12 protein-coding genes and 1 pseudogene are annotated in these 12586 nt (G+C 32.6%); 11 read left to right on the top strand and 2 right to left on the bottom strand.

From position 1 onward, the window contains the following. The 5 genes and pseudogenes from GKE48_RS14085 to GKE48_RS14065 form a co-directional block, all read left to right on the top strand. A pseudogene (locus tag GKE48_RS14085) lies at nt 1-440 on the top strand (MobA/MobL family protein); the annotation flags it as partial. Continuing rightward, nucleotides 418-1128 carry a DUF6040 family protein gene (locus tag GKE48_RS14080; RefSeq protein WP_129899321.1) on the top strand — a complete coding sequence of 237 codons (711 nt, stop codon included), beginning with the start codon at nt 418-420 and terminating at the stop codon, nt 1126-1128. The pseudogene GKE48_RS14085 and the gene GKE48_RS14080, both read left to right, overlap by 23 nt. Before the next feature lie 375 nt (nt 1129-1503). Beyond that, nucleotides 1504-2085, top strand: a complete 582-nt coding sequence (locus tag GKE48_RS14075) for a TetR/AcrR family transcriptional regulator (RefSeq protein ID WP_008373078.1) — start codon at nt 1504-1506, stop codon at nt 2083-2085. Beyond that, on the top strand, nt 2078-2770 hold the full coding sequence (locus tag GKE48_RS14070) for an ABC transporter ATP-binding protein (protein ID WP_015517697.1): 693 nt from the start codon (nt 2078-2080) through the stop codon (nt 2768-2770). The genes GKE48_RS14075 and GKE48_RS14070 overlap by 8 nt, the downstream gene beginning before the upstream one ends. Nucleotides 2771-2774: 4 nt before the next feature. Further along, nucleotides 2775-3923: an FtsX-like permease family protein gene (locus GKE48_RS14065; protein ID WP_015541486.1), complete on the top strand. Its 1149-nt coding sequence runs from the start codon at nt 2775-2777 to the stop codon at nt 3921-3923. A 180-nt stretch (nt 3924-4103) separates the two neighbouring features. Here GKE48_RS14065 and GKE48_RS14060 read toward each other — a convergent pair whose 3' ends face one another. After that, nucleotides 4104-4340, bottom strand: coding sequence for a DUF6061 family protein (locus GKE48_RS14060; RefSeq protein WP_008373065.1), 237 nt, complete (start codon nt 4338-4340; stop codon nt 4104-4106). Nucleotides 4341-4712: 372 nt separating this feature from the next. Here GKE48_RS14060 and GKE48_RS14630 point away from each other — a divergent pair, with 372 nt between their 5' ends. From GKE48_RS14630 to GKE48_RS14050, 3 genes are all read left to right on the top strand, one after another. Continuing rightward, entirely contained in the window at nt 4713-4871 is a 159-nt protein-coding gene (locus GKE48_RS14630; protein ID WP_173016955.1) for a hypothetical protein, read from the top strand. 283 nt (nt 4872-5154) lie between these two features. Continuing rightward, nucleotides 5155-5874 carry a DUF5688 family protein gene (locus GKE48_RS14055; protein WP_154301364.1) on the top strand — a complete coding sequence of 240 codons (720 nt, stop codon included), beginning with the start codon at nt 5155-5157 and terminating at the stop codon, nt 5872-5874. A 9-nt stretch (nt 5875-5883) separates the two neighbouring features. Beyond that, on the top strand, nt 5884-6165 hold the full coding sequence (locus GKE48_RS14050) for a hypothetical protein (protein ID WP_154301363.1): 282 nt from the start codon (nt 5884-5886) through the stop codon (nt 6163-6165). A gap of 273 nt (nt 6166-6438) precedes the next feature. Here GKE48_RS14050 and GKE48_RS14045 read toward each other — a convergent pair whose 3' ends face one another. After that, on the bottom strand, nt 6439-6645 hold the full coding sequence (locus tag GKE48_RS14045) for a helix-turn-helix domain-containing protein (RefSeq protein ID WP_154301362.1): 207 nt from the start codon (nt 6643-6645) through the stop codon (nt 6439-6441). Between the two features lie 136 nt (nt 6646-6781). On the opposite strand from GKE48_RS14045, the gene GKE48_RS14040 reads away from it, so the two are divergent. The 3 genes from GKE48_RS14040 to GKE48_RS14030 are packed head-to-tail and all read left to right on the top strand — an operon-like array spanning nt 6782 to nt 12427. Further along, nucleotides 6782-6943 (top strand): hypothetical protein, encoded by a 162-nt coding sequence (locus GKE48_RS14040; protein ID WP_154301361.1) that lies wholly within the window; start codon nt 6782-6784, stop codon nt 6941-6943. A 9-nt stretch (nt 6944-6952) separates the two neighbouring features. Then, nucleotides 6953-11269 carry a zinc-ribbon domain-containing protein gene (locus GKE48_RS14035; protein WP_154301360.1) on the top strand — a complete coding sequence of 1439 codons (4317 nt, stop codon included), beginning with the start codon at nt 6953-6955 and terminating at the stop codon, nt 11267-11269. 12 nt (nt 11270-11281) lie between these two features. Continuing rightward, the gene (locus GKE48_RS14030; protein ID WP_154301359.1) at nt 11282-12427 is read left to right on the top strand and encodes a zinc ribbon domain-containing protein; all 1146 of its coding nucleotides are present in this window, start codon (nt 11282-11284) and stop codon (nt 12425-12427) included. Nucleotides 12428-12586 lie beyond the last annotated feature (159 nt).

Raw genomic sequence — 12586 nt, 5'->3', positions numbered from 1 at the left:
CTTCTGGAAGAAAAGACAGACCAGATACAGAAGCTTACAGACGAAAATCAGCAATGGCAGGAATTGGCACAGAAATTAAACAGCGAGAACCGGCTATTGCAGAAACAGAACAGCGAATTACTGAACTTGAACAGCAATTAGAGAAAGGAAGGTCGATTGATGAACGAATTAAGAAACTCAAAGAGCGACGATCAACTGGAAGAGTTGCTTCTGCTGACAGAGCAGATGCAGGAAGAACTCGACCAGAAAGACCGAACTATCAGGAAACTGAAAATGCAGCTCGACGAATCGCTGACCTTGAACGAGAGGTTAAACAGCGAGAACAGAGCAGGGAACATTCAAGCCTTAAAGAACGACTTGAGGAAAACAAAAGAATTGTTGCAGAGAGAGAAAGAAAAAACGCACGCTGCCGAAATCATGACAGAGGAATGTCAAGATAAGCTAAGGCAGGCAGAACAGGAACGGGACTATGCACTCTCTCATCAGAAAAAAGTAGAGATACCGGTTGAAAAGCCAGTACTCTATCAAAAGTGTGGGAACTGTAACCTGACAGCTTATCTGAAAGCCAAGGAAAAGTATGATACGCAGAGAGAAAAACTGGCAGGCAGATATAAAACAAAAACAGCCATGTATGAAGCATTGATGTTTCTGCTGATATGGTATTCCGTATCAACTACTCTTTTTCAGATGATACGGTCAAAAATATTTATTTCTGATTGCGTGGTATTCTTTGATACAATCGCCACTTTTATACAGACCATTGCAGGGTGGATTATACTGACAGGAAAGAACATGGCACAGATTAGTAATGGAATATCCAATCCTGTCGTTGCCGGAATTGTATATTGGCTGATAAGAATACTGATCTGCGGTGGATGTTTGGTGGGTGCTGGAATACTTGTAGCATTTATAGAGATAAAGATTGCCGGGCTATATAAGAAATACTGCTGGGATATGATTACAATACTGGTAACACTTATAAGCATGGCAATAGCAATCTATTTTGGAGATTGGATAAAGACAGTATTGCCGATCAATCTGCTATTTTTCTTATTATTCGTGCAACTGGTATATGTTGGAATCAGGTGGTATGTAAAAGGCTGGCGGGAAACAAGGGGATATTATTAAAAATCCGATTGTAAACACACAATTTTATATATGTGCTTAATCACACCTCTTTGTATTTTAATAAAATCCTACAAAAGCTTTGAAAACAAAGGATTCATTGTAATGTGTTCGCTTTATCCCTTTATATGATTTCACACTATGTTCCCCTTGCCCTGACTGTTCATAATGGTAAAAGCAAGGGCTGGAAAAACGCATAACGCAATACAACAAAGTGTAGCAATTGGGATATTATGAACGAAGAAATCATCTTTTCATAAGCAGTCAATAAGGCTGAAGGAATTAATCTCTGCCGCCTTATTGACTTTCAGGTGGGCTTCAATTATAATTAAATCAGCTGATTTAAAACAAGCGATTTAGTAAAAGGAGAGATAAAGTATGCCACCAAAAGCCAAATTTACAAAAGCAGAAATTATTGAAGCCGCATTAAATATTGTCAGGGCAGACGGATATGAGGCTTTGACTTCAAGAGCGTTAGGAACATATCTCGGTAGTTCGGCAAGACCCATTTTTACTGTATTTAAAAATATGGAGGAGGTTCAGCAGGATATGATTAAATCTGCTAAAGCTCTGTATAAAGAATATGTCAATAAAGGACTAACAACAGAGCCCCCGTTTAAAGGGGTGGGTACACAATATATTCTCTTCGCTGTTAATGAGCCTAAGCTTTTTCAACTCCTCTTTATGACGGAGCAAAAACAAATTCCTGACTTATCTGGTGTACTTCCGCTGATAGATGAAAGTTATGAGCAAATTCTATTGTCAATTCAAGATGATTACAAAATTTGCAAGGCAGCTGGGAAAAAACTGTATCATCATCTTTGGATATATACACACGGAATTGCAACGCTTTGTGCCACAAAAATGTGCCGATTTACAGACGAAGAAATCAGTACAATGATTACTGAGGTATGTATGAGTATTTTGAAAAAGCTGAAGGAAGGAGAAAATAATGATTAAAGCGAGAAATATAATAAAATCCTACCAAAACGGAGAAAGCCGATTCCAAGTATTAAAGGACATCAGTCTTGATATTGAGGATAATGATTTTGTGGTTATTCTCGGCGCATCTGGTTCTGGCAAGTCAACCTTTTTGAATGTAATTTCAGGTCTTGAACGCCCTGACAGCGGTAAAGTGTTTTATGACGGAAAGGATATTACAGCACTTTCTGATAATGAATTAACTTCATTTCGTAAGGAAAATGTCGGATTTATTTTTCAGCAGTATTATTTGCTACCCAATATGAGCGTTGATAAAAATGTAAAAATGGGTGCTGATTTAGCAAATAATAAAGATTATAAAAACGTCATTAGAGCGGTTGGACTCGGAGAAAAACTACATAAATATCCCAGCGAACTTTCGGGTGGCGAACAGCAAAGAGTATCTATTGCAAGAGCTTTGGCAAAAAGACCGAGAGTATTATTTCTTGACGAACCGACAGGAGCATTAGACGAACAAACAGGACGACAGGTTCTTGATTATATATGTAAACTTCAAAAGGAATATGGTTTTACGATTGTAATGGTAACGCACAATTTGAATATTGCGGAAATGGCAAACACAGTTATAAAAATGAATAGCGGAAAAATATCTGAAATTTACACAAATGAAGCACAAAAGACTGCTTATGAGATAGGGTGGTGATGGTATGCTCGTTGGAATAAAAAATGTTTCAAAACTCATCGGTATTTCCATTATAGCCTGTTGTGCTGTTCTTGTTTGTACAATGTTTCTGAACTTTTATTTTGATATTCGATTAATTGAGAGTGAAATTACATCTGAATTATCAATGTTTTTTTATAATGCTCAGGTTTCTACCGCAAAAGTCGTTTGCCTTGTAAGTGGCGGATGCTTGCTTTTAACTGCGATTGTTATGTTGTTGTTTTATATTAAGCATTATATTGACACGCATAAGAAGGAACTTGGGATATTAAAGGCGTTGGGATATTCAAATATCAAAATTGCAAAAAGCTTTTGGGTATTCGGAATTAGTATATTTATTGGAACTGTAACCGGATATGCAGGAGCATTTCTTATAATGCCGTGGTTTTACGCTCTACAAAATGAAGATAAAATGCTTCCTGAGATAACTATCAATTTTCATCCAAGCATTTTATTTTATTTTGTGGTATTGCCAACTGTGTGTTTTTCGGCACTTTCAGTTTATTATGCCTGGTACAAATTCAAAAAACCTGTGTTGCTGCTTTTGAAAGATAATATGCAAACTGCTTCTAAAACACCAAATCATAGAATCGAAAAAAGCAGTGAATTGTCGTTTGTAGAGTATTTGAAAAGGAATACCTTGAAATCTAAAAAGGCACTTGTATTCTTCATTATTTTTGCTTCGTTTTGCTTTTCAGCTATGACACAAATGTCGTTTAGTATGAAAGATTTATCAAGTGAAATGATGGGTGTGATGATGTTGGTCATCGGACTTGTATTAGCGTTTACAACTCTGTTTCTTGCTATAACTACAGTAATAAACGGAAATACAAAAACTATTGCTATGATGAGAGTATTCGGCTATTCACAGAAAGAATGTTGCAGGGCAATTTTAGGAGGATACAGACCGCTGTCCTATATTGGTTTTATAATCGGAACAGTATATCAGTATGGATTGCTTCGGCTTATGGTGGATATTGTATTTAAGGATGTCGAGGGTGTACCTACGTATAAATTTGACTTTCCTACTATGCTTATTTCTCTTGCTTGTTTTATCACGATTTATGAAATTATGATGTATATATATTCTGAAAAAATTAAGAAGATTTCTATCAAGGAAATTATGATTGAGTAACAGGGGAAAATACATACAAACAATATGGATACAGTGCCCTGTCTGGTGAAAAAAACTGAACAATGATACTGGAAAATACCAAATTTAAAAGTTTCATCTGCATTGTCAGAAGTGAAAAAATATAGAATAATAGGGACAAATAAATCTAAAAGGGTTATTTGTCCCTTATTTATCTTTGAATTAAATTTCTAAGGAATCTTCCGCATCTACCCACATTTGCATCGTTCCATCAAGATACAATCTTGCATATTCAAGTGGTTCATCAATAGCAAGTGCATTTAATGCACAATCTGATCCAGGTGTTGTTTTTAAATTCTTTTCTGCTTCCCAGCAGTCAATGCGGAGCATATAGCCAGCACTGGTATATACATCAATGCTGTTTCTGTGTGGATTGTATTCTGCAAATATCGTTCTCATCGTATCAAATCTCCTTATCGTTCAATCAATCATTTGTTAAAAAAATAGAAGCATTTCAATCAGTTCACCATGTCGTTTTAATTTTGTGTTATACTGTTTTATAGGATTTTCTTGCCCTTGTATTTGCCCTTATCAGAGTTCGTAAACACTGGTGGGACAATATAATACAAGGGAAACAATAAGGGAAAGCTCACCTGCGATAAACTTAGTGTTTTCAAGGGCTTGAGAGATATTTGATAATAAAATATAACAATTATTAAATTCCTTGGAATACATGAAATCTCAATTCAAGTTTGTAGAATAAAGAAAATCGGGATTTTTAGAACAAAATATTTTATAAGATTAATGAGATTTTAAAAAGGAGGATTGGATATGAAAATTTTGAAAAGTATTCTTAATTATATTCCATTAGCCACGTTTATCATATTTGTGGTTACTGATGGTATTTTTTCTCTAACATCAGCATTAATTTTTGTTATTTCAACGATTGGTCTATTAATTGGAAAAGAAAAAACAGAGATGAAGAATTGAGAAATTTCCAGTTTATAGATTACATCTTATAAATCACCTGTAAATCACCAACTTTAAACTATATATAATAACTTTGATACAAAGAAACAGAGCAAGTACTTGAGTATAGAAACTTAAGTGCTTGCTCTTATTTTATTTATAGGAGGTTACTATGGATGACAAAATGAATGATGTGATTAATGAAGTGCAGAAAAAACTTGGAGAAGAATATGAGGTGAAAAGTGTTGAAGTTATGAAGAACAATGACACATAACTGAAAGGAATTCAGGTCAGGAGAAAAGACATGAATGTTGCAAAGATATGTTACTGGACTAGTGAATCAGTTGACGAGATTGTAGCTGTGATTAATAGAAGCCTGTTTCCTAAGTTTGATTGTGAAATCAATTTGGAGAAGCTAAAAGACAGGATTGTCTATACATTGGTGAATGCTGATTCTAATAAGAGCAGACTAAAGACTATACCTTACAGGCTATTGAAAGGTACGGATTTAGCCATTACATATAAGCTAATCATTGATATTGATTTCAATGCTACAGCTTCATCAGATGTTACAAATGCATTGATGGAGCATTTGGGAGTTACGGAAAATGATTTGTATACATTTGCGACTAAGAATACTCGGAAACTCTATGCTCCGAGTATCATGTCACTTACGGATATTGTATCAAAGATAGATAACCAGTCTCAGGAAGATGTCAGCAACACTCCTGAGACTATTTTTGTATTGACTAATTTCAAAAAGCATTTTGGGGCTTCATGTATCTTGTATCCAGATGTGTTGAAGAATTTCTGTATAGAGAAAAATATGGATGGTGTTTACATGATTCCATCTTCCGTACATGAATTTCTGCTTTTGGTAATGGATAAGAAATATGTAAATTGTGGCTATGTTAAGCAAATGATTAAAGAAGCTAATAGAGAGAGCTTGGAGAAGGAAGATGTACTGTCTGACAATCTGTATTACTATAACGCCGTAAATGACGCTGTAAGCATTGTGGAATAGGAGGCTGGCATGAAATATACATTTAGGAGTGAAAAAGAGCTCCAAGAGGTTATACAGGCTTGTGCAGGCATTCCACAGAAGGTGATAGATAATGCAAAGTATCACATTGGACTTGTAGAAGAATGTTTTGAAGATGGTGCATGTGGAAACTTCTATATACTGACGGATGATGATGGTATCCAATATACATTAGGGCATAGCAGTTTTGTAACAAGTATGAATATATATGTTGGAGTATTTGATGATGACTGTAGAAGAATGACAGAGAGTTTGCAGAAGACACTATTTTAGAATAGTTGAAGAGTATTAAATAATTCTAAAACTAATAATGATTAAGTCCTGAGTGGTCATATGAATGATTGCTCAGGATTTTTAATATAATATTTATTTTGTTCTTATGACACCTTTTTAGGTACTTCTGAGGAGAGATGATGAGGAATGTGGTTAAGAGAGTTTATGTTTAATAAAGCCTCGTAGATAGCCTGTTTGATATCAATACGAGTTACTAACCCGATGGGGTGATTAAAATAAGAATGGCAAATGATTAATTCATATTTACCATTCTTATTTTTGGTCTGATAATCCCAAAAGATAATCACTAGACACATTGTAGAGCTTACATAATGAGATTAAATGTCGAATAGGCAATTCATTTGCACCTCGTTCATAGCGGGCATACATAGTTTGCGATGTACCTAATACATGGGCAACATACTCTTGTGTGTAGTCAGAATCTTCTCTTAAATCTCTAATTCTGCGAATGTAATCCAATAAGATATATCCTCCGATTGAGCCCTTTTCTTTAATTATACTAAGTATAAATCTTTACTATTGATTTTAGTAAATATTTGTACTAAAATAATTTTAGATATTTAGTAGAAAAAATTATAAATAGGAGGAGATAAGTTTGAAAGTTATTGAATATAAATGTTCCTGGTGCGGAAGTACAAGAACGAGAACTATTACACAAGGAAGACCAGATCCGGGTACATGTCCTAGAAGAGGTAAAACTTTAAGTGGTACGACAAAACCTCATGTTTGGGTTAAAAGCAGAATTTTAGGAAAGTAGGATATTGAAATGGATAAGAATTTTGAAGAACTTGAATTAAGAGCATATGAGAATGATGCTGAAGCACAATATGAATTAGCAGTATATTATAAGAATAAACAGAATAATAAGTCATATGTTGATTGGTTAAAAAAATCAGCAAAATTGAATAATTCAAATGCCAAAGTTGAATTAGCTGAATTGTACTTGCAAGGAGTTTTAATTGATAAAGATGAGGATTTAGCTATAAGTTTATTAGAGGAAGAATTAGAAGTTAATAAGAATGCAAGATTAGTATTAGGAAAGTATTATGTTAATACAAGAGACGAAGAGAACATAAAAAAAGGATTAGATTTATTATTAAGTATTGCCGGCGAAAATGCTAAAGCAACATATGAAATAGGTATGAGCTTATGCTTTTTGGATGATGATGCAGCTAAATTATGGGCATTAAATCTTGATTATAATTATAAGCAAAATGATAATGGAGAATTACCAGATGAATTTACTAAATTGGATTTTAATACAATTGTAAAAGAAGATTTTAAGTCTAAAGATATGCAATATGCAGGAGTAAGATTATTGGACAAAGCATGGAATATGGGGGAAAAAAGAGCTGCATTTGCTTTGGCTATGGTAAGCTCTGATAATAGGTTTGTAAATCCAGATAAATCTATCGCTTTACAATATCTGAATGAATTAGATGACACATTCTGGATAGAAAAATGTTTTATATTAAATTTATGGAAAGATTATAGTGGGATTCTTAAAATTCTGAATAATGCAGAAGATGGTAGTATAAAAGATTATTTATTAGCAAGATTATATGAAAACTATGGCTTTAAAAAATATGACCTAAGCAAATCAGATAAACTATATACAAAACTCTTCAATAATATACAAAATAGTTGTGATGATGATGAAAGAATTATTCTTAGTGATTTGTATTGCAGAGGTAAAGGCACAGAGGAAAATATACAGAAGGCTAGAGAGACTATTGATAACTGCAGAGTGTACTATGCACATGGACGATGCAGTTATGATGAAGTTTTAAATTATGATAATATTTATAATGAGAAATTAGATTTAGATTTAAGAAAATATTATAATAAATTCATTTCTATATATAATAAAACTCTTGAATTTGATGATGACAAATATACATATATGTTTGTGCAAAGTAAAATACCATGTATTTTAGAACGGTCTAGATTAATATATTCAACGCTTTATGATGAATTGCAAAATGTTTATCAGGATAAGACACTTGATGAAAAAGAAATAATAAAAGATATTATAGGTTTCTATCAGTCAAATCTTATGTTTTTAAGTGGCGTAATAGAAGATTTTGTGGCTGACAATTGGGATGTTGATATAGAAAGTGATTTTTGTTACAAAGATTTCCTGAAAGATATATTTGAAGATACAGAATATAATAATTATATTAATAATGTAGTTGAATACATTAAATCATCATATGATTACCAGCAGATAGAATTGGATAAATTGGTAGATGAATTTAATGCGGACTGTAAAAATGCAAATGTACTAAAAAATACAATTAAATCAAAGAAAACAGCAGAGGAAAATTTATTTTCTCCAATTACACTTGGTGATGTTGTTATGGGTGCAATTGCGTATGGCACTATGGAAGATACTAAGAATGAATATAATGAATATAGCAGTGATGTAAGAACGTATATTGAAGCAGCAGAAGAAGAAAAAGCAGATATATTAGAGCATGTAAGAGAAAAATTAGCAGACCGATGTGTTGATGATTATTTAGAAAAATTAAAAGGCATTATATCTTCTGATGAATTAAAAGAATTGTACAATAAGGTATTGGAGAGCAAAAATGAAAAAATTTCAGTAATAATATGCAGAAAAATTATGGATATTCTAAAAGAAGCAGGAATAGTAAGCAAACTTTTTGATTATGATTTCAGCGGAGAAGAACTATTTGAAAAATGCAAAAATGCAAGTGAACCGCTTAGATATCTTTTATTGGCATTGGAAACTGAGCCAACAAATAAAAAATATTATGAGTATGCAATAAGTAATTATGGAGATTCTAACGGAAATTTATATGCACTTGCAGCTATGAATGGAATAAATATTTTTTCATCTATTGAAAAGATAATAGAAGATAATATTTCTGGAAGCAGAGAAGATTTTGAAAAAATACTTGATAATTTCTCTTTAGATAAAAATAAGTATCTGGAAGAGTATGATGAAAAACATGAGCAAATGTTAATGGACAAAATCGCTGCTAAAAAACCAGAATACTCATCAGATTCTGTGAGACAGAAAATATTGACAGAGGATTATGAAAAGTTTCTTGCAACATTAAATACCGATACTACAGAATATTTAAAAAAATATCTGGCTGTAGCAAATTCATATTCGGAGATTAATAAAATTTTTGACATTAAAGCCGAAAAGATAGAATTTGCAAAAATAATAAAATATGTATGTGGGAATCTTCTAAAAATTGAAGTTGATGTGAGCTTGACAGAAAAACAATTAAAAATTGCAGAAGGGTTAATACTGGCTTATAAAAATAATAAGAAGATTACTAAAGACGATTTTATTTCACTTACATTAGAAAATGATACCATGTTTAATGGTAAAACAGCAGACGAAATAATCAAATATGAGTTAGAGCAAAAGGATGCAAGTTCTTATATTATTGCTGCAAAGAAATTAAAAGAAGAGCAGCCTGTATATTCTTTATTATTTATAGTTAAGTATTTTGTATTTTCTGATAAATATTTTAATAATAATGGGGATTTATGTGATGTATTAACTTATTTAGAAAAATTTGAAAAAGACTTATATATGGCTCCAGTTTATGATCTTTATGTTGCAGCTAATAGAGATTGGAATGAATTAGTATCACAGAAAGCAACTGATGCATCAATTAATACAATAATTAATGAGTTTAAATCATTAGATGACTTAGGATTGATAATTGATAAGTTAGCCGATTCTGTACATAACTATAATGATTATGAAGTAATTGGAAAGTTTATTAGTGAAGCAGAGTCTAAAAAGGTAAAACTGATTAAAATAGCAGAAGATAATAAAATAATAAATGAAGCTTTTAATGAATTATCATCTGCAATTAATAATGATTTTTCTATATTAAACAGACCTGCATTTATTGAATTATTAAGTGAAAGACAATACCCTGAAAATATACAGAGATCAATAAGAAGACTTACAGATAACAAGTTTTATGATAATTTATTCTGTAAACTTGATAAGTATATGGCTAATGTGAAACTTAGTTGTAATGTTGAAAGTTGCTTTAAATATACTTCATATGTAAAGAATTATCGCTCATTAAATGAAACTAGACAAATCGTAAGGGGAAGATATGTGCCAGAATTAGAAGCAGCTCATAAGGTTTTTATGCCTAATGATAAAGATTCTGACACAGAGGTATTGTTCTTTACAATGAAAGATACTCTTTTAAGTAATGAACAAGGTTTTGCTTTAACTAATAAGGGAATATTATATACTGATGAACAAAATGAAATTAGTATGTTGGATTACAATTCAATTATATCATTTGAGGTTACAAGAAAATTCTTATCAACAAAGTTAATGGTTGTTACAAGTGAAGGAAAAATAATTGAATTAAAAAATGATTTTGCCAGTGATAAGATGGATGATGCCGTTATTTATATAAAAGCAATGATAAAAGAGATTATGGCTTCTGATATTTATATTGGTGAATCGCCTGTGATGGTAAGCAATGTAACTGCGCCAAATAATGACATGACGAAAGCAGATAATGTTACTGCTGAATCAACAGACAAAGTATCTGATTTAAGAGCAGGACTGAACAGTAATGAACTTCCGGCACTTTTAAAACAATATTTTTCTACACATGCAGAACCGGAAAAAGCGATGGCATCATCTAAATTAAAGGCGGGGCTTTCATTACCATCTGATTGTGAAGTATACTATGCTCAGGATGCAACATTATTAGGAAGCGGTAAAAATGGATTTGCTATAACAAGTAAGGGTGTTTATACAAGAAAAATGTTCGAAAAAAATGTGATAATAAAACCTCTTGATGTTTTTAAAACGGGCAAACAATTCTCAACAGATAAATCAACACCTGGATTATTGCTTGATGGACAATTCTTTGTAGAGTGCCTTTCGGGAGATAAGTTAGTTCCACTTTTCAATGGTCTTGTTGAATATCTTGATAAAGCTAAGGCAGAAAATAGTGCGGTTTCGGAATCTGATAATAGTGCAACTAAGTATTGTCCTAATTGTGGAACCGCCTTGAGAGGGCAGGCAAAGTTTTGTAGCAAATGTGGATATAAGCTCTAGGAGGTTTACATAATGAAATATTGTGAAAATTGTGGAGCAGAGCTTGAAGATAGTGCTGTGTTCTGTGATGAATGTGGTGCAAGAGTTGAGACTGTGCCACAAGAAAAAGCAGTAGATTCAGAGCAAAGCAAGGAAGCAGAAAAACAGGAAAATGCTGTAATTGATACATCAGATAAGCCAGTTGAAAAAAGAAAACGGATGATACCTATATTGTGTGGGGTTATTGGTGTACTTATTATTGCTGTTATTGTTATAATTATAGTGACAGTGACAAGCAGGAAATCAAATAATGATGAGAATAATGCCAAGAATGACTTGGAAACAGCCGTAACATCTGAGACAGCAGACGAAACTGTAAAATCAACAGAGGCTACAACACAAGCTAATAACTGGAAAAAACAGTATATAGAATATTTAAAAAATGTTGATTCTAAAAATTATGGTGGATGTGAATATATTTACATGAATAATGATGATATTCCAGAACTGATGATATTAGGAAGCAATACTGCCGCAGGAAATATTCTTGTTACATCTGATAATACGACAATTGATACAAAAATTATTGCTTCAGGGAAAATGTATTATGCAGAAAAGAGTAATGAACTTTACATTGAAAGTGGACGACAGGGTGTATATGCTTACACAATATATAAGATAAGTGATGGAAAGATTCAGGAAGAGGAAGTCAATTCCTATGATACTAGCGGAAAAACAGCATTTGTATATAACAGACCTAAGACAATACAGCAGATTATAGATGATTTGTCTGGTGAAACGGCAAAAACAAATACGGAAACTCTTTCAGCCGCTTCGACAACTAAAAAGGCTATAGAAGGTTCTTGGACAAGTTATACAGGAAATGACCCAAGTATGGAATATTCATCAAAATATACATTAGTATTTAACAGTGATGGCACAGTTTCTTGTAAAGGATATAAAAATAATCATAGTGGTAATTATGAAGTTGAGTCAGATGGAACTATTGTTTGTTCATTTACAAAATGTATTGATAGCTTTCCACCAAATGGACCAACTGAAATACAAGGTTATACAGCCAAATTTGTATTGAATTCAGATGGAACATTAACTAGTCCAACAGGAAGTAATGGAACAACTAACTGGGGGAAAAATACAACATGGACAAAAGTACAATAAATATTAGTGAAATTTCGGGCACTTTTCCGGCACTTATTTCTTAATTAATACTTACATAAAAATCATTACACAGGCTATCGGCTCCTACTGGACTAGTGCCATAAAGGAGTCCAAAGAAAACCAGTGTTTAAGCGGTCTCACGGCTTCGAACCCCGGTGG

It is taken from the genome of Lachnospira eligens, from assembly GCF_009680455.1.
GTDB lineage: Bacteria > Bacillota > Clostridia > Lachnospirales > Lachnospiraceae > Lachnospira > Lachnospira eligens_A.
The sequence above is the reverse complement of the archived record's forward strand: the minus strand, read 5'-3'. Positions and strand labels throughout refer to the sequence as shown.